This is a genomic window from Sandaracinus amylolyticus (assembly GCF_021631985.1).
GTDB lineage: Bacteria > Myxococcota_A > Polyangia > Polyangiales > Sandaracinaceae > Sandaracinus > Sandaracinus amylolyticus_A.
The window spans coordinates 2,171,382-2,193,496 of sequence record NZ_CP070225.1; the positions used below are offsets into that span (position 1 = coordinate 2,171,382).

The following is a 22,115-nucleotide window of genomic DNA, read 5'->3' on the forward strand; positions in this document are numbered from 1 at the left end:
ACATCCGCGCCCCATCGGCTCGTCGGCCTCGGACCTCTCGACGCGCCCGCGCACTTTGTCTACACCGACGTCTCGTCGTGCTCCCGCGCCACGTGCTCGTCACGGTCGTCGTCTCGGCGCTGCTCGGCGCCGCGGTGATCGCGCGCGCGCAGGAGCTCGAGGCCGGCGTGCAGCGCGCGGGCGAGCCCTCGTGGGGCGACCACGCGCATCCCGAGCGACGTCGCGCGCGACAGCTCCGGCGCCAGGGCCTCGTGAAGCTGCTCGACGCACAACAGGCCGATCCCGACTCGCTCGGCCCGCCGCCCGAGGTGCTCTTCGAGCAGGCGCTCCTGCGCTTCGAGCGCGCCCGTCGCGATCTCCCCGACGATCCCGATCTCCTCTACTTCACCGGCCTCGCGCTCGCGGGTTGGTTCCGCCGCGAGCCCGACGGTCGCGAGGAGCGACGCACCGAAGAAGCGGTCGCGGCGTTCGAGGATCTGCGCCGCGCCGATCCCGACTACCACGCCGATCGCGTCGCGTTCGAGCTCGCGATCCTGCACTCGCGACGCGGCGATCACCGCGCCGCCGTGACCGAGTACCGTCGCGCGCTCGACGCCGCGCTGCTGCCCGCCGCGCCCATGCCCCAGGCGATGACCGATCGCGAGCTCGCGCTCGCGCGGCTCTTCACGCCGGTGCCGCTCGCGACGGTGCACCTCAACCTCGCCGAGAACACGATGATGATCGGCGACCTCGAGAGCGCGATCGCCTCGTACCGGCGCGCGAGCGAGCTCTCGGGCAACGATCCGCTCGGCCGCGTGCTCTCGCTCTGGGGCCTGGCGCTCGCGCTCGATCGCAGCGGCGATCATCGCGAGGCGCTCGCGACCGCGCGGCGCGCGATCCAAGCCGACCCGTTCGCGGCGGCATCGACGAGCGACGTGCGCCTCGGCATCGATCGACGCGCGCACGGCCCGATGGCGGTGCTCCACAGCCGTCTCGTGTTCTTCGAGCCCGCGTACGAGGTGCACGCGTACGACGGCATCGGCTGGGAAGCCCTCGCGCGGAGCGAGGACGCGGCGGCCTCGCGCGAGGAGCTCCTGCGCCGCGCGCGCGCATCGTGGGCGACGTACCTGACGGGCGGCGGCAACGAGGGCCGCTACGCGGAGCACGCGACCCGCGCGGCCGAGCGCCTCGATCACGAGCTCGCGCCGCCGCGCGGCCGTTGATCACGGCGGCGCGGGCTGCACCGCCGCGATCGGCTGGTGGGCGAGATCGGGCTCGTCACGCGCGACGGTCTCGCTCTCGCTGCGCGTCTCCTCGACCTCCTCCGAAGCCTCGGCACGCGCCGCGAGCACCACCGCGCTCGCGCTCGTGGAGAGCTCGGGCGCCACTTCGGTCTCGGGCAACGGCGCGGCGGGCGCCTCGTCCTCGGCCGGCGGAGGCGGCGCGACCGGCCGCGCGCGCCGAGGCTCGCGCCGCACCTGCACCGGCGGCGGCGCCTCGACCTCGGGCTCCGCAGCCGCCGGAGGCAGCGTCACGATCACCGGCGCGATCGCGGTCTCGACCTCGGCCGGTGTCTCGGGCGCGGGCTCGGCCACGGCCTCGGTCTCGAGCGGCAGCGCAGTCTCCGCGATCGGCGTCGCGACGATGTGCGGCCTCGCCACGCGCGCCACCACGAAGGCGAGCGTGAGCGCTGCGAGCGTGACCGCCGCGAGCCCCATCCAGCGCGCCGCCGAGCGCTGCTTGCGCTGCGCGATGCGCACCTTGATCGTGTCGAGCCGCGCCGACGCCCGCCGCTTCCGGGCTTCCTGCGCGTCCTGCGCCATCGACGCCGGCGGCGGCGTCGGGATCGTGATGTCGAGCGCGTCCGACGATGCGTCGCGCTTCGGCGCGTCGCGCGCGATCGTGCGCTGGTGCGCGATGACGCGCCGATCGGAGTCGATGCCGTCGCCGCACGTGAGCGCGACGAACGCCGACACCTCGCGGTGCGTGCCCACCACGCCCGTCTCCTCCGCGACGCGCATCAGCGCTTCGAGCATCGCGTCGGCGGACTGGAAGCGTCGCTCGCGCGTGCGCTCGAGCGCGCGCGCCGCGATCTCGTCGAACGCCTCGTGCTGCGGCGCGATCCGCGAGATCCACGGGATCGGCTCGGTGAGCACGCGGCGCATCGAGGTGACCATGTCGCCCTTGAAGAGCCGCTGCCCCGTGAGCCCTTCCCAGAGCATCACGCCCGCCGAGAACACGTCGGCGCGCTCGTCGACCTGCTCGCCCGCGATGTGCTCGGGCGACGAGTACGACGCCTTGCCCTTGAACTGTCCGGCCTGGGTCGTGGTGAGGCGCGCCTTCGCCTTCGCGACCCCGAAGTCCGAGACCTTCGCGATGCCGTCGACGCCGACGAGCACGTTCTGCGGGCTCACGTCGCGATGCACGATGCGCATCGGCTCGCCGTCGGGACCGCGCACCGCGTGCGCCGCCGCGAGCCCCTCGAGCATGTCGGCGAGGATGCGCACGATCACACGCGTCGGCATCGCGCGGCCTTGCTCGCGCGCGCGCTTGATCAGCGTCGCGAGCGTGACGCCCTCGACGTACTGCATCACGAGGAAGGGGCCCGCGATCGGGTCGATTCCGACCGAGACGGTCTCGACGACGTTGGGATGCCGGATCGCGGCGCCGAGCCGCGCCTCGTCGAGCAGCATCGTGTTGAACTCGTCGAGGTGCGTGTAGCAGTCGAGCAGCGTCTTGATCGCGGCGAGGTGCTCGAAGCCCGCAGGACCGTGGGTCACCGCGACGTGCACGCGCGCCATCGCGCCGCGGCCGAGCTCGTGGAGCAGTCGATAGCGCCCGATGCGCTCGGGGACTCCGCCCGGGACGGGCACGCGCGCAGCTTCGGGCGGGACCTCGACGATGCTGCTGCTCGCTAGCGAGATCTCGATGATCTCCTCGGATGGCACGGCGTCGCGCGTGGCCGGATGCGAGCTGCGTGCACCAGACGACGTCATGCAGATCCTCTCGCGAACGTCGGCGACCCGGGCGAACTGCTCGCGCGGGCGGACGCCGCTCGTTTCGCAGGATCCATACCCGTGCAAGATCAAAGGAATTCGCGCGCCGGCGGAGCGCGGCACGGAGCGGCGCCCGTTCTGCGCCACGGGCGGCGCATCGCGGGCTCCGCAGAGGAGAATTGCCGCTAAGGAGAGCAGGAGGTGCAGGAGGGAAGGAAGTGCTCGACTCTCTGCGGTGAATTCTCGGAGGCGAGAGCAACGGACGCAGCAGGTCGAACGGAAGACTCATCCACTTGGTCTTCCTTCTCCTCCTGGCTTCCTCAGGAACTCGCTTCTCTCCCCGGCGTCGTCCGGGGAGTACGCGTCAGCGACGGCGCGCGGCCGGCCGCTTCGAGCCGCCCTTGTTGCGCAGCTCGGCCGTGACGTGCTCCCAGCGCTGCGCGTCGAGCGGTGCGTAGCGCTCGGTCGTCGCGTCGTAGACGAACGTGCCCGCGCGATCGTCCATCGAGACGCCCGCCTCGCGCAGCGGCGCCTTCATCGTGCGGTAGCCATCGGTCAGCGGGATCGCGTCGACGAGCCGCACGAAGCGCGGCCTGCGCGCCGGCACGAGCGCGAGCGCGATCTCCCGCGAGAGCGTGTCCGCATCGAGATCCACGCCGGGGCTCGGCACCAGCGACGCGACGAGCACCTCGCCCGCGATGCCCGGCAGGCTCACGCCGTACGCCGCCGCGCGACGCACGCCGGGCATGCGCGCGAGCGAGTCCTCGATCGCGATCGTCGGGATCGACCCGCCCGGGCTGCGCACGACGTCGGCGAGGCGATCGACGAACCAGTAGTCGCCGTCGGCGTCGCGACGCAGCAGGTCGCCGGTGACGAACCACGCGTCGCCCGCCTCGAACACACCGCGCAGCACGCGGCCCGCGGCCTCGCTCTCCTCGTCGCCCTCGCGACGCGGCTCGGGGCGCGCGACGTAGCCGTCGAAGCTCGCCATCGGATGCACCGGATCGATGCGCGCGATCAGCACGCCCGGCTCGTCGACGCCGCTCGTGAGCAGGCGCCCCGACTCGTCGCGCGCGATGTCTTCCTTCTCGAAGTCCCACCCGAGCAGCGCGAGATCGGTGCTGCCCGGCAGCGGCCGACCGAGCGCGCCGATCTTCGTGCCCGACGCGTTCGCGAGCACCGCGTTGCCCTCGGTCGAGCCGTAGAACTCGAGCACCGACGCGCGACCGAAGCGCTGCACCAGGCGCTCCCAGACGTCGGCGCGCATGCCGCTGCCCGCGAAGAGACGCACCGGCGAGTGCGCGTCGAGCGGCGAGGCCGGTGCCTCGACGACCGCGCGCAGCATGTCGCCCGCGTAGAAGACGACGGTCGCGCCGTAGCGACGGACCTCGGGCCACATCGTCTCGGGGTCGAAGCGCTTCGCGAGCGCGAGGCGCGCGCCTCCGACCAGCGCACCGCCGACCGCGACGAGCATGCCCGCCGCATGGTGCAGGGGCAGGCAGCAGTAGACGGTGTCGTTGGAGGTCAAAGTACATCCGGCCGCCGCGCCGAGCGCGGAGAACGCCCAGCGGCGGTTCGTGATGCGCGCGGCCTTCGGGACCTCGTGGCGACCCGCGGTGAAGATGATGCACGCGAGGTCCGACGCGCGGCCCGCGTCGGGCTCGTACCAGGGCGGCAGCACGACGGCGTCGGGATCGATCGACTCCATGTCGAGCACGCCCTCGGGCAGCGTGGGCTTCTCGCCGAAGCCGCCGAGCGAGAGCACCGGGCCCGTGAACGCCTCGCGCGCGCGGGCCGCGTGATCCGGGTCGGTGACGAGCAGCTCCATCGGCGCGCCGGTCTCGCCGAGCAGACGCAGCGCGTGCTCGAGCGAGATGCGCGTGCTGTCGGGGCTCAGCAGCACCGCGACCGCGCCCATGCGGTTCAGCGCGCAGACGATCGAGAGGTACGAGGGACGCGTCGTCATCAGCACGCCGACGCGCGTGCCCTTGCGGACGCCGCAGTGCACGAGGCCGCGCACGACGTTGTCGACGCGGCGATCGGCGTCGCGATAGGTGAACGCGCGGCCCTTCCACAGGAAGAACGTGCTCTCGGGGATCGCGGCGGCCTGATCGGCGAGCGCCTTGCCCATCGAGATGCGGGTGTGGGCCTCGATGCGGCGCAGCTTCTGGAGGCGCGGCACCTGCCAGCGCAGCGAGTCGATCACCTCGCCGACCTCGCGGCCGACGTCGCTCACGCGGGTCCACATCGCGTCGACCGCGCCGGTCGCGACGTCGTAGAACGCCTCGACGTCGATCGGTGCCTCGTCGAACTCCTCGTCGTCGATGTCGATCGGCGAGGGGCGCGAGGGCTCGTCGCGGAGGCGCTCGGGGATCGCGCCGTTCGCGTCGCGCCAGCGCACCCACTCGATCACCGAGGGCCACGTGACGGTCACCGCGCGGCTGCCGACGACGAGCCCGAAGTGCCCGGCGCGCACCGGGATCTCGTGGATCTCCGCGGCGGGCGCGGCCTCGCGGATCGCGCGCACCGACGCGGCGCGCGCGATCTCGTCGGTCTCGCCGACGAAGAAGAGGATCGGACAGGTGACGTCGGCGAGCGTCACCGTGCGCCCGTCGATCACGAAGCCGCCCGACGCGAGTCGGTTGTGCACGATGAACTCGTCGACGAACGTGCGGAACGCCGGCCCCGGCCACGCGACGAAGCCCTCGCCCGCGAGGAAGCGCCGGCGGCTCTCGCGCTTCTCGAGCGCGTTGCGGTCGTGCAGCTTCTGCACGAACTCGAAGACCTGCTGCACTTCCTTGCGGACGCTGAGCAGCTTGAAGCCGGTGCTGGTGAGGAAGCCGGGCAGGCCCTCCATCTGGCGCAGCGGGATCTCGACCGCGCGTCGCGCCGCGGCGATCACGCGCTCCGCGGCCTGCACGCCGATGCCCGGGAGGTTGCGGCGGATGTCGACCGGCGATCCGAACGTGAGGATCGAGCGGATGCCCGCGCTCCGGCGCAGCGCCGCGACCTGGTAGCAGAACATGCCGCCCTGCGAGTACCCCGCGAGGTGCACGTCCTTGCCGGTGCGCTTGATGACCTCGTCGATCGCGCGATCGACGGCGCGCACGTGATCGTCGAGCGTGCGCTCCATGCCGCCGGGCGTGCGCTCGGGCGCGCCGAAGTCGACGAGCCACACGTCGAGCCCGGCGCGGCCGAGCTGGGTGACCGCGCTGAGCTCGGGCGAGATGTCGTAGACCTCGCTCGTGACCATCAGCGGCGGGACGAGGAGCAGCGGGCGCAGCGACTCGGTGTCGTCGGGGAGCTCGCCGCCGATGCCGGGCACCGGCGCGGGCGCGAGGTAGTGGCGGAGCTTCGAGACGCGGTCCTCGTACGCCACCTCGAACGCGGCGGCGTAGGGCGCCCCGAGACGCCCGAGGCGCATCACCTCGACCGCGTTGCGCGCGCTCGCCGAGAGGCGCCCGAAAGCGCGAGAGAGACCTGGACCACCACTGCGCCGCCGACGACGACGGCTCTCACGCTCGCGATCGATGCTCATGAAACGCTGGGAGCTCCCCCACGCGGGCTGGTGCCCGACGTGGGGCGAGCATAGCCGAAGCCACCCCCGCGAGCGTCCTCGCTCAGCGCCTGCGTCGTGCGATCGCGAGCGCGATCGCGATCGCCGCGGCCCATGCTCCCGCGCCGCTGCCGCCACCGCCCGCACGACAGCCACATCCGCCCACGACCATGCCGCTTCCGCCGCTCGTCGCGGCGTCGCCGCGCGCGATCCCGCCGTCTCCTCCGACACCGCCGTCCGGCGCGATCACGACACACACGTCGTCCTCGTCGGTCTCGCCGTCGCAGTCGTCGTCGACCTCGTTGCAGATCTCGGCGCGCGCGTCCTCGTCGATCTCGCCGTCGCAGTCGTCGTCGCGCCCGTTGCACGCCTCCATCTCGGCGCGGCACGCGTGGCCCGCGGAGAGGATCGTCGTCCAGTAGCGCGGCTCGCTCCAGCTGCCGTCGTCGCGCAGCTCGTCGAGCACGATCGCGTCGCCGAACCCGTCGCCGCGGGAGGGATGACAGCGCCATCCCGCGACCGCGCGACCGCACACGTCCTCGAGCCCGTCGCCGTTCACGTCGGCGAGGCGGATCGTCTGGTGGTGCTTCGCGGCGCTCCATCCGCTCTCGTCGGACCACTCGGGCCCCGCGAGGCGCACGAACTCGGTGCGGTTCCACGCGTAGCACTCGATGCCGGCGTTGGAGCGCACGCAGAGATCGTCGGCGCCGTCGGCGTCGACGTCGCCGGTGCGCAGCGTCGCGTAGTTCGTGAGGTCGTCCCATCCGCTCCCGTCGGCGAGCGGCGCGACGATCGTCGCGGGCTCGAACGAGGTGCCGAGCGAGCGCGCGCACCGGAGATCGGTGCTGCTGCGCGCGCAGAGATCGGCGCGCCCGTCTCCGTCGAAGTCGGCGAGGCGCATCGTGCTCCAGAAGCGCATCGCGCCCCATCCGAGCGCGTCGCTCCACTCCGGGCCGGCGACGCGGGTCGGGAACCCGTTGCCGTCCGAGAGCCAGCACTCGACGCCCGCCGCAGCGCGCGCGCACACGTCGGCGAGGCCATCGCCGTTGAGGTCGCCGGTTCGGATCGAGCCGTAGTGGCGCGCCGCGCCCCAGCCGCTCGCGTCGGCCCAGCGCGGTCCCTCGACGCGCGTGTCGAAGCTCGTCCCGTTCGAGAGCCAGCACCCGAAGCCGGCGTTGTCGCGCGCGCAGAGATCGTCGCGCCGATCGCCGTTCACGTCGGCGAGTCGGATCGTCGTGTAGAAGCGCGGGTTGGCCCAGCCGTTCTCGTCGCTGATCCCGTCGCGCCAGGTGGTGTGCGCGGCGAAGCCGTCGGCGGTGGCGAGCGCGCAGAGGAAGCCCGCGTTGGCGCGGGCGCAGACGTCGGCGCGACCGTCGCCGTCGACGTCGCCCATGCGCAACGTCGAGTAGTTCGTGACGTCGGTCCAGCCGCTGGGATCGCTCCACGGGATCGCCGCGGTGGGCGCGTCCCAGCCGCTGCCGTTCGCGCGCCAGCAGCGCACGCCGCCGTAGCCGCGCGCGCAGAGATCGGCGCGTCCGTCGGCGTTCACGTCGGTGGTGCGGGGTGCCGCGTACACGCTCGGCTGCGCGTTCAGCAGATCGATCTCGCAGACGTCGGCGTCGTCGGGCGTGCCGTTGCAGTCGTCGTCGCGCGTGTTGCAGACCTCGGCCGAAGGACGCGGCGCGCTGCACGCGCCCCACGAGCCACCGGAGCACGTCTCGGTGCCCGCGCCGCACTCGGTCGAGCACGCGCGCGAGAGCGACTCGTCGGTGCGCCCGTCGCAGTCGTCGTCGCGCCCGTTGCACGACTCGGCGCTCGGGGTGCAGCCGCAGCTCGTGCCCGGCGCATCGCGGTACGCGCCGGTCGAGACCCAGATCGTCGCCGCGCCGGCGCAGCTGCCGGAGTAGGGATCACGCGAGGCCGCGCTCGCGGTGCGCCGGTAGCCGTAGTGCAGGTGCGGGCCCGAGCTGCTCCCGCTCGACGCGCTCTGACCGAGCGCCTGTCCGCACGAGACGCTCTGCCCGGTGCTCACGCGGAGCGAGTCGAGGCGCATGTGGCAGTAGATCGAGCGCGAGCCGTCGCTGTGCTCGATCTGCACGTAGTTGCCGCAGCGACCGCCGCAGGTGTTGCCCACCGCGCCGTAGTTCGCGCAGCCGTTGTGGGTCGCGATCACGCGGCCCGATTGCGACGCGAGCACGGTGGTGCCGAGCGGCGTGCCGAAGTCCGATCCGGTGTGCCCGTCGTAACAAGCGCCGCCGCACGTGTAGTCGTCGCAGCCCGAGCCGCCGCCGTTGTTGTCGAAGCCGTAGTTGAGCCGATAGGACTCCGCATACGGGCGGCGGTGGCGCACCTGCGCGGACGCTGGGATCGCGAGCGCGAGCAGCGCGAGCGTGACGAGCGCGAAGCGCATCATCGCGCTCCCTCGAGCACGCCGTCGGGCTCGCCGATCACGATCGTCGCGGGGCCGCGCTCGTCCTCGAAGTGCAGGGTGCCGTCCGCGGTCCAGCGCGGCGCGACCGGGGCCGTCGGGAAGCGCTCGCTCGGCGGGAGCGCGCGCGGCGCGCCGCCGCGGGTGTCGACGCGATGGAGCCGCGGCGATCCGTGCACGCCCGAGACGAACACGATCTCGCTGCCGTCGGGCGAGAGCGCGGGCGACCACGCGGGGGCCATGCCCTGCGTGAGCACGCGCGCCTGGCCGCTGCGCGCGTCGGCGATCGCGAGCTCGAGCTCGGGGAACTCACCGCGCACGTAGGCGACACGCGTCCCGGCGATCGAGAGCGGGCCCTCGACCTGGGTGTCGAGCTCGATGGTCGCGCCGTCGCGGTGCGCGACCAGCACGTGATCGGCGCGCAGCACCACCAGCCCACCGGCGACGAAGCGCGCGTCGAGCACCGCCGTGCCGTCGAACGCCCCGTCGAGCCCGCTGGTGCCCAGCGTGAGCACGCGATCGGCGTCGGAGCCCTCGGGCACCGGCACGAGCCGGCCGATCAGCGTCGCGCCGTCGTCGCGTCGATCGAGGAGGACCTCGCCGTCGTCGAGGAGGGGCGCGGACTCACGCGCGGCCGGCGCATCGGCGCGGCCGCACGCGCCGAGCGCGAGCACGAGGCAGGAGACGAGCGCGATCCGCAGCATGCGTTCCGCGCATAACAAGCGGCGTGCCCATGCGGTGGGCGCATGGAGGGTCGGGATCGCAACCGCGAGCCGACGTTCACGCGCCAGCGTGTCGCGACCGAGCGCGCGCACCGACCACGACCTGGACGGGTGCGCGCTCGAGGCAGCAGCTCAGCGCGGGATGCCTCCGCGGACCTGGAAGCGCCAGAGGCCGGGCGGGCCGACGTTCGACGTCGTGCACAGATCGAGCACGTCGGGCGTCCCCGAGCCCGGCAGCGCGAGGTAGTCCGTCGCGTTCCCGGCCTCGAAGCCCGCGCTCGCCTCGTCGCCGCCGAGGCCACCGGTGCCCGAGCTCGCGTCGCCGGTCGTCCACTGGCACCGCGTGTATCGGAACTCGACGTCGAAGTCGCCGGGCGCGACGTCGCTGCGATCGGTCAGCACGACCTGGAAGGTGTTCTGCAGATCGACGTGCGAGTTGAAGTAGCCGACGAGGCGCCACGTCGCGACGAAGCGCGATCCGGCGATGTCCCAGTGCACGTCGTTCGATGCGGGGCGACCTCCGCCGCGCGTGTCGACGTCGCCCCACCACGGCGCGATCAGCGGCGCGGGCACGGCCGGCATCGTCCGCGGGAACACCGGCGAGTAGGTCGAGAGCGCGCCCCCGAACGACACGTTGCCGTTGTTGTTCACGAAGATCGTCGTGTAGGTCGCGCCGTAGATCCGCAGCCCGCTCGGGAAGGCAGCGCTCAGATCGATCGCGGGCGACGAGACGTCGTCACCGACCGCCACGATGCCCTCGGGATCGCCGAGCCCGCCGAGCAGCTCGGTCTGCGCCGCGACACACGTGCCCGCGTCGTAGGTGCAGGTCGCGCCGCAGGTGCGGAGACGGGTCTCGAAGTCGGCGCACCCGGTGCCCGAGTACGTCGTCTCGCCCGGCGTGCACTCGCCCTGGCCCGTGCACTCTCCCGCCGGCGCCCACGCGCACGCGCTGTTGCAGCGGCGCGCCTGGGTGCCGCAGCGGCCGCACGGCGCGGTGTCGGTCGTGCCGGGCACGCACACGCCGGCCTCGACGCACTCGTCGTACATCCAGCGGCGCTCCGCGGTGCAGAAGCGCTCGACGGTCCCGCACATCGTCCCGCACGGCACCTGCTCGATCAGGCCCGGCGTGTCGCACGCGCCGTCGCACTCTCCGATCGGCTCGAAGACACACGCGGCGCTGCACACGGCCTCGCGCGTCCCGCCCGGCGCGCACCCCGCGTCGGTGCGCGTGCGCTCACCGGGCGTGCACTCGCCTTCGTCCTCGCACGCGCTCGGCGCGCCCCACTCGCACGCGTCGCTGCAGGTCTCGGTCTGGGTGCCGCAGTCGCCGCACACCATTTCGCGCGTCTCGCCGGGCGAGCACACGCCCTCGCCCTCGCACTCGCCGTACACCCACGATCCCGAGGTGTCGCAGAAGCGCTCGGTCGTCCCGCAGCGGCCGCAGGACGCGCTCTCCATCGTGCCGGGCACGCACGACGTGGGCACGTGGGCGTCGACCGGAGGCTGCGATGCATCGCGCTCCGGCGGCGCGCCTCCGTCGATGCCCGGCGCGCCGGCGTCGTCCTCCGGGGCGTGGCTCTCGCCGCAACCGACGAGCACGAGTGGCATGGCGAACGCGAGGATGATCAGCGCGCGGGACATCGGCACCTCTTCGTGGCGGACCCCCAGAGGGCGTCAGAAGCGCGCTGCGGAGTCAATCCCCTCGGGATCCTTCCAGCGTCGTCGGAAATGAGGTCCCTGCCGTCCGCGCGCTTCGCGCGGCACTCCTTCAAGCGCTGCGAACATCGGCTCGCCCTCCGGTCCCTACCGTCCGCGCGCTCCGCGCGCTCCCGTCCGGGACCGGCGGGACGAGCACTCCGGCAAGCACTCACCGCTTTCGCAGCGCGTCGAGCTTCTCGAGGAGCGCGCCGATCGGGATCACGCCCTTGAAGACCAGGAGCGCCGCGGGCGCATCGTCGGGCAGCACCGCCTCGCTCACCCGCAGTCGCTCGCTCGCGCAGAAGAGCACCGGGTGAGGCAGGCCCTTCTCCGCGAGCTCGACGCGCTTCCACACCGCGTCGCGGCTCCAGTAGCCCATCACCTCGACGAGCACGCGCGCGCCGCTCGCGCGATGCGTGCACACGAGGTCGGGCACGCACGCGCCGACGCCGGGCAGATCGAGGATCGTGTCCGCGATCTCCGCGCTCCACGCGCCGCCCTTGTCCTCGATGCGCGCGCGCAGGGCCTCGGCCTCGTCGCTCAGGCGTGCCGGGATCTCGTCGCGACCCAGCGCCGGTCCTTCCATCACGAAGCGCAGCGGCAGGCGCTCCTTGCCCCAGCGCACGTCGGCCGCGATGCGGTGGGTGCCGCTCGATGCGATCGCGGGGAGCGCGAGCGCGAGCGAGAGGCCGTACTTCGTGACCGACTCGAAGAGGCTGAACGGCCCGTCGATGTCGAGCCTCCACTTGCCCGGGCCCTCGGCGCGGATCGAGTAGAGGAGCCGCAGGAACTTCAGCTTGCGGAAGAGCGCGCGCATCGCCGCGGGCTCGATGTCCTCGAGCACCGCGACGACCTTCGTCGCGCGCAGCAGCACCGCCTGGGCCTGCGCGAGATCGTATCCCTCGACCAGCGCCCGCGGTCCGGGCGCGCGCATCTCGCGCAGCAGGTGCGCGCTGCGCAGATCCCCGTAGAGCGCGCGATCGAGCCGCTCGGCGTCCATCCCGTGCTCGGCCGCGACCTCCGCGAGCACCGCGGAGCGATCGAGCAGCGCGTCCTCGCCGAGCGCACGACGTGCTTCGGTCGCGCGACGGAACACCTCGGCGCGTAGCGCGGGCGCGTCGTCGCCGACCTCGCTGTCGAAGACGAGCGCGTCCTCGACCAGCTTCGTCATCCCGTCGAGCAGCTTGCGATCGCGCGGCTCGACCTCGATCGCCTGCCACGCCTGCTCGAGCTCCTCGCGAGGACGACCGACGTGCTCCTTCGCGAGCTCGACGACCATCTCCGCGAGCTCGATCGCCTGCTCGCGTCGCGCGCCCAGCCCGACGAGCTTGAGCTCGTCCTTCTGCCGTCGCGCATGGACCAGATCGGGCGTCAGCATCTCAGCCTCGCAGCGAGCGCACGCGACCGCTCTGGGCGTACGCGCTGTGATCGCGACGGCGCTCGCTGGTGTACGCCTCGCCGGTGTCCGCGGTGACGAGCTCGTAGAGCGTCGCGAGCTTGCCTTCCTTCTTGCGGAGCACGCGCCCGAGTCGCTGCACGTGCTCGCGCACCGAGCCCGAGCCCGACACGACGATCGCGACGTTCGCGTCGGGCACGTCGACGCCCTCGTTCAGCACCTTGCTCGTCGCGACCGCGGAGTACGTCCCGTCGGAGAGGCCCGCGAGGATCGCGCTGCGCTCCTTCACCTTCGTCTGATGGGTGATCGCGGGGATCAGGAAGCGGCGCGAGAGCGCGTAGCAGGTCGCGTTGTCCTGCGTGAAGAGGATCGCGCGATCGTGACGATGCAGGTGGAGGAGGCGCTCGACCCAGTCGAGCTTCGCGGGCGCGGTGAGCGCGAGCTCGCGCTGGCGGCGGTAGGCCTGCATCGCGCGGTGACCCTCGGCGCTGCGGGCCGAGAGCATGATGAACTTCCCCCAGCCGTCGGGCTGGCTCATGCGGATGCCGCTCTTCGCGAGGAACGCGCGGTAGACGCTGCGCTCGGCCTCGTACTCGTCGCGCTCCTCCGGCGTGAGGTGCACCGGGATGCGCACCACGTCGTAGTCCGCGAGGAACTCGCCCGAGAGCTCGACGATGTCGCGTCGGTAGACGGTCTTGCCGATCAGCTCGTCGAGCAGCGTCTCGCGTCCGTCGGCGCGCTCCGGCGTCGCGGTGAGCCCGAGGCGGAACGGTGCGATCGCGAGCTGCGCTGCGAGCGCGTAGGTCGGGCCCGGCAGGTGATGGCACTCGTCGAACACGACGAGCCCGAAGCGGTTCCCGATGTGCTCGACGTGCATGTACGCCGAGTCGTAGGTGGTCACGGTGATCGGCCGGACGTCGTGCTCGCCGCCGCCGACGAGGCCGATCTCGCGATCGAACGTCGCGCGCAGCAGGTCGTACCACTGGCGCACGAGATCGAGGGTCGGCGCGATCACCAGCGTCGATCGCTTCCACAGCTCGATGCCCATCACCGCGACGTGCGTCTTGCCCGCGCCGGTCGGCAGCACGACCACGCCGCGCCCGCGCGCCCGCTTCCACGCCGCGATCGCCTCGCGCTGGTAGGGCCGCGGCTCGCGCTGGATCACCGGCGTCGCCTCGATCTCCTCGTACGCGCGCGCCTCGTCCTCGACCTCGATCTCGGCGGCCTTGAGCGCGAGCACCACGTCCGCGTACGCGATGCCGGGCGCACGATGCGAACGCGTGCGCGCGTCCCACACGCACACGGACGGCAGCGAGGGTGTGACCTCGGGCAGCCCGTGCACCTCGATCGTGCCGCTTCGGAACGCGAGTCGGACGCCCACGCGGCGCAATGTAACAGGCGATCGGAGCGCGCGTGCTCGGTCGCGCACCTCGTGGGCGGCGGTGGGCGTGGAATCGCGATCCCGTCCGCGTGCTCCGCACGCTCCCCTGCGGGTCCTCCGCGGGCGAGCACTCCAGCTGAGTCGAAATGCCCGAAGAAGCGGGCATTCCGCCGGGGCTGCATCGCGAGCGCACACTTGGCGTGCTCGCGCCGTTGTGAGAATTTCGCGCCCCGGAGCAGGAGGACGCGCGGTGACGGCAACGCAGGCGATGGGCACTCGGGTGGCCCTCGGGATCTCGACGCTGGTGCTCGCGCTCGCGGCGTCGGTCTCGCCTGCCTCCGCGCAGGAAGCGCTCGCCGACGCGCAGGCCTGCTACGCGGGTCGCTTCGATCGCTGCGCGTTCGCGGGCGACGCGTACCACGAGGGCACCGGCGTCGCGGTGAGCTTCGAGATGGCGGCGCAGCTCTATCGCTACGGGTGCAACGGCGGCGACATGCGCTCGTGCCGCGCGATGGGGTGGATCCACCAGCAGAGCCCCGGGCACGGCGTGCCCACGAGCCTCTCGGAGTCGCACCGCTACTACGCGATGGCGTGCACCGGTGGGTACGCGCTCGGCTGCTACGACCTCGGCACGCTCTACTGGACGGGGCAGGGCGTGCCCGTGAGCTGGCCGACGGGCCAGTCGTACTACGAGCGCGCGTGCGGCATGCGCCACGCCGATGCGTGCCGCGAGGTCGCGTACATCTACGGGCGCGCGATGGGGGTCGCGCGCGACTACCAGCGCATGGCCGCGCTGCTGCGTCAGGCGTGCGACCTCGGCAACAGCACGGCGTGCCAGGAGATGGTCGATCCCGTCGGCGCGGCGACGCGTGCGGACGCGGAAGAGGGCACCGGGAGCGGCGGCGCTGGCGGCGCGCAGGCAGGGCAGGGCGGCGCGCCGGTGATCGTGGTCGGGATGCCGGAGCCGCAGTTCCAGGATCTCGTGCAGCGCTTCCGTCGCGACACCCGCACCTACGCGCAGATCGCGCTCGCGCGCGATCTCGCGAGCGGCGGCGTGACGCTGAGCTGCCAGCAGATCGCGACGCTGATGCAGACCAGCGCGATCGACAGCACGCGCGTGCAGCTGGGCACGACGCTGTGGCCGCGCGCGGTGGACCCGCAGAACTTCTACTTGTTGCCGCAGGCGCTCGAGTACGAAGGAAGCCGCACGCTGCTGCGGCAGCAGACGGGGCACTGACGGAACGACGAAGGGCAGGAGCGCGTGAACGCTCCTGCCCTCCGATCGGATCACGTCGTCAGCCCGGCGTCGGCTCCGGGCAGAGCGCGCACACTGCGAGATCGCTGGAGTCGGTCACCGGCGTCGTGCTGCCGATCGTCGGCGTGCCCGTGACGCTCGCGGTGTCCGAGAAGCTCGCCTCGACGGGATCGGGATTCGACTCGGTCGGCGTGCACTCGACCGACCACGGAGCGCAGGCTCCGGGCGCGAGGTCCGGAATCTCGTCGGTCTGCGACGCTCCGCTCCCGCAGTCGTCGGTGACGACGATGGCCGTGAGCGGGGTGTCGCCGGTGTTGCAGACCTGACCGGAGCCGTCGATGACCACGACGACCTCGTTGTCCCGCACCTCGAGCCGCGGCGTGCAGACCTTGCTCACGGTGATCGCGGGGGCGGTGTCGGCCTCGCAGACGGCGCTGTCGGCGCCCGTTTCGTCGCTGGCGACGACCGCTCCCCCCGCCACCGCCGCGGCCGTCACGCTCGCCGAGACCGTGATCTCCTGCTCCGTGGTCTCGTACGAGCCGTCGATGGTCACCGGCGTGGCGCCGAGCGGGTTGGGCAGCACCGTCACGTCACCCGAGAGGTCGTCGGTGATCGTCACGTCGTAGAGCGTTCCACCGCCCACATTCGTGACGGTGATCTCGTAGTCGTAGACGAACGCGGTGCCCGCCTCGTTCAGCACGCCGTCGGTGCAGCTCGTGGTGATCTCGATGCCGCAGGCCTCGAACTCGCCGAGCACCCAGTCCTTCAGCACCGCGTCGACGCTGGTCGATGCGCGCGTGGTCGCCATGAACGACGAGAAGCAGGGCGGACCGTTCTCGGCGTCCGAGAACACCTCGGTGATGTTGATGCCGCCCTCGACGAACGCGCGGGGCGGGAAGGGCCCGTCGGCGTTCTCGCCCTTCTGGACGTAGAGCCACGGCGAGGCGGTCTCCAGCAGGTTCGTGGTGGCGCAGACGGTGTCCTGCGACGGGCTCAGGCAGTCGGCGCTGCCCTCGAAGAAGAGGTCGAGCGTGCCGTTGATCTCGCCGGACCCGTCCGCGCGCCACACCAGCACGCGCACGTTCGGCACCGTGCCGCCGTTCGAGTAGTCGATCTGCACGAGCAGATCGCCATCGGTGTGGTTGCCGCTGAACGTGCCGTCGGCGTTCGGCGTCACGCTCTGCTGGAAGAACCAGAAGCCCATGTTCGCGTCGCCCGAGGTGTCGACGCGATCCATGCCGAAGTAGAGGATCGTGTCGTTCGAGTCCTCGTCGATGTAGGCCGCGGCGTATGCGTTCGTGATGTCGTCCTTGTCGGGCACGGGCCCGCTGGCGCGATGACGCCACGCGCCGATGTCGAGGTCGTCCTTGCTCCCGCCGCCGCGGAAGATCGTCTGACCGTTGCCGTCGGGCAGCACGCCGGTGTGATCGAACGAGTCGCCACCGTCGCCGTCGGGCAGCGGCAGATTGACGTCGTCCCAGTCGTCGCCTTCGACCGCCGGGTCGCCGACGGCGTTGCGATCGAGCTCGAAGAGCCCTTCGTCGTGCACCGACTCCACCGCCACGCCGACCGGTGCCGGCTCGGTCGCGCTGCACGCGCCGAGCGCGAGCATGCATCCCGCGAGCACCATCGACGGCGCTCGCCCACCCCTGAGCGTCTCCATCTGTCCTCCACTCGTTTCGAGCCCCCATGTGAAGAAGAAGAGATCAGGCGACTCACGCGTGGCCGTGCGCTACGGCGCGCGAGAGCGCACACGACCTCATCGACGCTGCACGACGCCCCACAACGTCGCGCCGTGAAGGCTCACGGGGCGGCGAATCCGACCTCGTGCCTCGCCGTGAGCGTGCCCCTCGCGCGCGATGGCGCGCGGCGCTACACCCTCCGCCCCGCGATGGCCTATTCGGTCAAGGAGATCTTCTACACGCTGCAGGGCGAGGGCGCGCGCGCCGGTCGTCCCGCCGTGTTCTGCCGCTTCGCGGGCTGCAACCTGTGGACGGGCCGCGAGCAGGACCGTGCGCGCGCGGTCTGCCAGTTCTGCGACACCGACTTCGTGGGGATCGACGGCACCGGCGGCGGGCGCTTCGCGGATGCCGATGCGCTCGCGGGCGCGGTCGCGTCGAAGTGGCCGGGCGGCGGCGCGCCCTACGTCGTGTGCACCGGGGGCGAGCCGCTCCTGCAGCTCGACGTGGCGGCGATCGACGCGCTGCACGCGCGCGGCTTCGAGATCGCGATCGAGACGAACGGCACGCTCGAGGTGCCGCCCGGCGTCGACTGGATCTGCGTGAGCCCGAAGGCGGGGGCGGAGCTCGTCGTGCGCGAGGGGAACGAGCTCAAGCTCGTGTTCCCGCAGGAGGGGCTCGAGCCCGCGTCGCTCGAGTCGCTGCGCTTCGAGCACTTCTATCTGCAGCCGATGGACGATCGCACGCTCGTCGGACCGCGCGCGCAGCGCACGAGCACGAAGCGCGCGATCGAGCACTGCCTCGCGCACCCGCGCTGGAGCCTCAGCCTCCAGACCCACAAGCTGTTGGGAATCCCGTGATGGAGATCTGGAAAGAGTTCTCGTTCGAGGCCGCGCACCGCCTCCCGAACGTGCCGCCCGATCACAAGTGCGCGCGCCTGCACGGGCACTCGTACCGCGTGCGCCTGACGGTGCGCGGCGAGCTCGATCCGCAGCTCGGCTGGGTCGTCGACTTCGACACGATCCGCGAGGCGTTCGAGCCGGTGCGCGCGCAGCTCGATCACTACTACCTGAACGAGATCGAAGGTCTCTCGAACCCGACGAGCGAGCTGCTCGCGCGATGGATCTGGGCGCGCACGAAGCCGCGCCTGCCGCAGCTCGCGCGCGTCGAGGTGATGGAGACCTGCACGAGCGGCGCGCGCTACGAAGGGGCCTGAGACGGTCGCGCCGGTGATGGCGGCGCGTTATGGTCCGCGCGCTCCGCGTGCGCGCCCGCCCTCATCCTCGCGATCCCAGCCCGCGCGTCGCGATCGCGATCGGTGTGCTCGCGCTCGCGGCGGCGGTCGCGAGCGTCATGCCGCAGCTCCACGCGAACACGTGGATCTTCCGCGACGGGCGCTTCTACGTGAACGTCGCGACGACGATCGTCGAGGACCTCACGCTCGATCAGCACGCGTTCGCGTCGTCCTGGTACACCGGCACGCTCGGCTGGAACCGCGATCTCGATCCCGGCTGGAGCAACGTCGCGCTCGGCGCGCGCGGCGAGCACTGGCCGAAGCACCCGTGGATCCACCCGCTGATCGCGAGCCCGGTGTACTTCGCGCTCGGGCTGCCCGGGACGCTCGCGTGGAACCTGCTGATGTTCGCGCTGATCGCGAGCGGCTTGTACCGCTTCGCGCGCGCGTACGCGCCACCGGCGCCCGCCGCGCTCGCGGTCGCGCTCTTCGTGATGGGCACCGCGATCCTGCAGTCGGCCTACGACTTCAGCGTCGACGTGCTGATGCTCGCGGCGTTCGCGCAGGGGCTCGCGGCGGTGCTCGTGGGACGCGGCGTGCTCGCGGGGGCGTGCATCGCGCTCTGCGTGATCATCAAGCCGACCGCGCTGATGTTGATGCCCGCGCTGGTGCTGACGATCGCGGAGCGGCGCGACGGGACGACGCTGCGGCGATCCCTCGCGGCCGGCACGATCGGGCTGCTCACGTACGCGGGGATCAACTGGTGGATGTACGGGCGGCCCTGGTGGTCGGGGTACAACCGCACGCTGGTCACGCAGGGCGGTCGCCCCGTCGTCGCCGATCACCTCGATGCGTTCGCGACGCCCTTCGCCGAAGGTTTCGACCGCATGTGGAGCGGGTACTACGGGCTGGTCCACACGTTCACCGCGATGGTGATCGCGGCGCCCGGCCTGATCGTGCTGCTGCGGCGCCGTCCGCTGCACGCGATCGGCGCGATCCTCGGCGTGGCCGCGAGCCTGCTGGTGTTCGCGAAGTACGCGTACGAAGGGCATCGCTTCCACTGGCCCGCGCTCGCGCTGCTGGTGCCGTCGATCGCGGTCACGCTCGAGGTGATCGAGCACGCGGCGCGGGCGATCGTGATGCGGATGCGGCGGGTGTCGCATGCGCCGCGCAGCGCGGGGCTCGTGGCGGCGATCGCGATCGCCGGGGGCGCGCTGGTCGCGCTGCCCTTCGGGCCGCGGCCCGAGGCGCGCGTGCTCGCGTCGGGCGCGTGGGGCGAGCGCGCGATGGAGCTCGCGCGTGCGATCGGGCTCGAGGGCACGGGCGCCGCGGTCGCGGTGGTGCTGGTGCACCTGGTGCTCGCGGGGCTGCTCGCCGCGCGCACCACGCGGATCCTCGAGCGCGTGGTGCCCTCGCCGATCGCCGCGTTCGCGATCGGGGCGTGCGCGCTGGTGCCCGAGGTGCGCGAGGCGTGCCTCGCGGGCGGGCCGGTGCTGGCGACGAGCGCGCTGCTCGCGCTCGGGCTCGAGCGGCTCTGCGCCGATCGTCGGGTGATCGCCGCGGTCGCGATCGCGCTCGCGATGATCGTGTGGGCGGTCGCGCCGAGCGACGGCGAGCCTGCGTCGGCGCTCACGACGCTCGCGAGGAGCTTCGACGAGCCCTCGGCGATCCGTCTGATCGCGCCGTGGATCGCGATCGCGCTCCCCGGTCTGGTGATCGCGGCGCGACGCGAAGCGCGCACCGGGCTCGCGTTGCTCGTGCTCGCGATCGTCGCCGTGTTTCCCCGCGCGGGATCGTGGGCGCCGATCACGACCATCGCGCTCGCGGCGCCCGCCGCGGTGAGCGCCGATGCGATCGCGACGTGGATCGCGGATCGTGCGCGCGGGATCGACGCGCGCCGCGCGGGCGTGCTGGTGCTCGCGAGCATCGCGGCGCTGCTGGTGATCGGCGGTGTGCGTCGCGTGGTGCAGGCGCGCGAGCCGTTCCGCGTCGCGTCGTACGAGGGCGTGCGGCGCGCGGTCGTGATGCACGGCGAGGTGCCCTGCGATTTCCTCGCGTGGGAGCACTTGAGCTGGGAGTGCTCGCACTTCGACAGCGGGCTCTACGGGATGGTCGGGCTCGCGGTCTCGGATCCGCCGCGCGTCGGTGGCGAGCCGCGCGAGCTGATGGTGGTGCCGACGGGCCGCTCGGGGCAGGAGCGACGCGTCATCTGGGACGACGCGCGCGCGGGGCGCGAGCTCGCGATCCATTGGGCCGTGCCCGACGGGCTGCGGGGTGATGCGCTCGTCTTGGTGCGCGTCGACGAGCGCGAGGTCGGCCGCTTCGAGGTGCCGGCGCGCGACGACGCGACGATCCACGAGCTCGTGCTCGCCACGCCGGGCGTGGGTGACACCGCGCGCCTCGAGATCGCGGTCATGCCGAGCGCGGGACGACGGCACCAGGCGACCGTCGCGCTCGACGCGATCTGGCGCTAGCTCGGCGTCCAGCGCGGCAGGTGCGCGCGCAGGTGCAGGCCGCGCTCGCTGGGCACGATCTCGACGCGTCCGCCGTGCGCGGTGGCGACGTGCGCGATCAGCGCGAGGCCGATGCCGTGGCCCGGTGTGCCCGAGGCGCGCGCGGCGCGCGAGCGATAGAACGCATCGAACACCCGCGCGCGATCCTCCGTGGCGATCCCGGGGCCGCGATCGCGCACGTCGATCCGAGCCTCGTCGCCCGCCAGCGTCACCTCGACGTCCACCACGTCGTCCGAGAACTTCAGGGCGTTCGAGAGCGCGTTCGAGATCAGCGCGTCGAGCAGCGCGGCGTCGCCCGAGACGATCACGTCGTCTGCGACCGATGTGCGGACCCGCGATGCATCGGGAAGACGATCGATCACCTCGCGCACGACATCACCCAGGTCGATCGCTTCCGCGTGCGCACGATCGATCGGCTCGGCGCGCGCGAGCACGAGCAAGCGCTGCACGAGCTCGACGAGCCGCGCGACCTGGGCACGCGTGCGCGCGATCGCCTCGGGATCGGAGCGCTCGTCGAGCAGCTCGAGCTCGCCCGCGACGCTCGCGAGCGGCGTGCGCAGCTCGTGCGCCGCGTTCGACGCGAAGCTCCGCGCCTGCGCGAGCGCGACCGCGAGCCGCTCGACGAGCTCGGCGATCGCGGCGCGGAGATCCTCGAGCTCCGCGTCGTGCTCCGGCGCGGCGATGCGATCCACGCGCGGCGCGCCGGGATCGATCGCGCGCACCCGATCGCGCAGGGCGCTCAGCGGCGCGAGCGCGACGCCTGCGATCCGCGCGGCCGAGGCACCGCCCGCGAGCGCGCCCACCAGCGCGCCCGCGAGCAGCGCGATCACGAACAGCGATCGATGATCCCGCGCGGCGCCTTCGCTCGCAGCGAGGGTGAGGCGGCGCGCGCCGTACGAGACGGTGCAGGCGCGCAGCGAGCCCACGTCCGCGCACGACCCCGGCGGGAGCGGAGAGAGCTGCGCGTCGCCGGCGAGGACGTGGCCTTCGTCGTCGTACACCGCGGCGCGCGCGCCCACGACCGGCACCTCGTCGAGCTCGTCCGCGAGGATCGCGCCGAGATCGCTGGGGCCCTCGTCGTCGTCGGGCTCGTCCTCCTCATCGCGCACCTCGTCGGCGAGCGCGCGCGTGTGCGCGAGCAGCGCGTCGTCGTCGTGCGCGCGCACGAGCTGCTCCGCGGTCCATCCCGCGACGATCGCGGCGACCGCGCCGGCGAGCGCGGCGGCGCCGGCGCTCGCGAGCGCGACCCGCGCGCGGAGGCTGCGAGGCCCGGGCACG

14 protein-coding genes are annotated in these 22,115 nt (G+C 72.7%); 5 read left to right on the top strand and 9 right to left on the bottom strand.

Annotated features, from left to right (window positions below):
• Positions 1 to 77: 77 nt before the first annotated feature.
• Positions 78 to 1,202, top strand: coding sequence for a tetratricopeptide repeat protein (locus tag I5071_RS08905; RefSeq protein WP_236604986.1), 1,125 nt, complete (start codon positions 78 to 80; stop codon positions 1,200 to 1,202).
• Here the strand turns inward: I5071_RS08905 and I5071_RS08910 are convergent, their stop codons facing one another.
• From I5071_RS08910 to I5071_RS08940, 7 genes are all read right to left on the bottom strand, one after another.
• Positions 1,203 to 2,975, bottom strand: a complete 1,773-nt coding sequence (locus I5071_RS08910; RefSeq protein ID WP_236604987.1) for a serine/threonine-protein kinase — start codon at positions 2,973 to 2,975, stop codon at positions 1,203 to 1,205.
• Between the two features lie 364 nt (positions 2,976 to 3,339).
• Positions 3,340 to 6,513, bottom strand: coding sequence for an AMP-binding protein (locus I5071_RS08915; protein ID WP_236604988.1), 3,174 nt, complete (start codon positions 6,511 to 6,513; stop codon positions 3,340 to 3,342).
• Between the two features lie 82 nt (positions 6,514 to 6,595).
• Positions 6,596 to 8,944, bottom strand: a complete 2,349-nt coding sequence (locus I5071_RS08920; protein WP_236604989.1) for a VCBS repeat domain-containing M23 family metallopeptidase — start codon at positions 8,942 to 8,944, stop codon at positions 6,596 to 6,598.
• On the bottom strand, positions 8,941 to 9,663 hold the full coding sequence (locus tag I5071_RS08925; protein ID WP_236604990.1) for a TolB family protein: 723 nt from the start codon (positions 9,661 to 9,663) through the stop codon (positions 8,941 to 8,943). Before I5071_RS08925 ends, I5071_RS08920 begins: the two co-directional genes overlap by 4 nt.
• A gap of 150 nt (positions 9,664 to 9,813) precedes the next feature.
• Complete coding sequence (locus tag I5071_RS08930; protein ID WP_236604991.1) at positions 9,814 to 11,322, bottom strand: nidogen-like domain-containing protein; 1,509 nt, start codon at positions 11,320 to 11,322, stop codon at positions 9,814 to 9,816.
• Between the two features lie 226 nt (positions 11,323 to 11,548).
• Entirely contained in the window at positions 11,549 to 12,757 is a 1,209-nt protein-coding gene (locus tag I5071_RS08935; protein WP_236604992.1) for a DUF790 family protein, read from the bottom strand.
• A gap of 1 nt (position 12,758) precedes the next feature.
• Positions 12,759 to 14,156, bottom strand: coding sequence for a DEAD/DEAH box helicase family protein (locus I5071_RS08940; protein ID WP_236604993.1), 1,398 nt, complete (start codon positions 14,154 to 14,156; stop codon positions 12,759 to 12,761).
• Between the two features lie 250 nt (positions 14,157 to 14,406).
• Here I5071_RS08940 and I5071_RS08945 point away from each other — a divergent pair, with 250 nt between their 5' ends.
• Positions 14,407 to 15,393: a DUF4476 domain-containing protein gene (locus I5071_RS08945; protein ID WP_236604994.1), complete on the top strand. Its 987-nt coding sequence runs from the start codon at positions 14,407 to 14,409 to the stop codon at positions 15,391 to 15,393.
• Positions 15,394 to 15,451: 58 nt separating this feature from the next.
• Here the strand turns inward: I5071_RS08945 and I5071_RS08950 are convergent, their stop codons facing one another.
• The gene (locus I5071_RS08950; protein ID WP_236604995.1) at positions 15,452 to 17,074 is read right to left on the bottom strand and encodes a hypothetical protein; all 1,623 of its coding nucleotides are present in this window, start codon (positions 17,072 to 17,074) and stop codon (positions 15,452 to 15,454) included.
• A 228-nt stretch (positions 17,075 to 17,302) separates the two neighbouring features.
• Here I5071_RS08950 and queE point away from each other — a divergent pair, with 228 nt between their 5' ends.
• From queE to I5071_RS08965, 3 genes are read left to right on the top strand one after another with little or no spacing between them, the layout of a single operon-like run.
• Entirely contained in the window at positions 17,303 to 17,950 is a 648-nt protein-coding gene (gene queE, locus I5071_RS08955; protein WP_419249644.1) for a 7-carboxy-7-deazaguanine synthase, read from the top strand.
• A complete protein-coding gene (gene queD, locus I5071_RS08960) occupies positions 17,950 to 18,306 on the top strand; it encodes a 6-carboxytetrahydropterin synthase QueD (RefSeq protein WP_236604997.1) in 357 nt (118 codons plus the stop codon). Before queE ends, queD begins: the two co-directional genes overlap by 1 nt.
• Positions 18,307 to 18,335: 29 nt before the next feature.
• Positions 18,336 to 20,798 carry a DUF2029 domain-containing protein gene (locus I5071_RS08965; RefSeq protein ID WP_236604998.1) on the top strand — a complete coding sequence of 821 codons (2,463 nt, stop codon included), beginning with the start codon at positions 18,336 to 18,338 and terminating at the stop codon, positions 20,796 to 20,798.
• On the opposite strand, the gene I5071_RS08970 is transcribed toward I5071_RS08965, so the two are convergent.
• Complete coding sequence (locus I5071_RS08970) at positions 20,795 to 22,114, bottom strand: sensor histidine kinase (RefSeq protein WP_236604999.1); 1,320 nt, start codon at positions 22,112 to 22,114, stop codon at positions 20,795 to 20,797. The two genes, I5071_RS08965 and I5071_RS08970, sit on opposite strands and share 4 nt — an antisense overlap.
• Position 22,115: the final 1 nt, after the last annotated feature.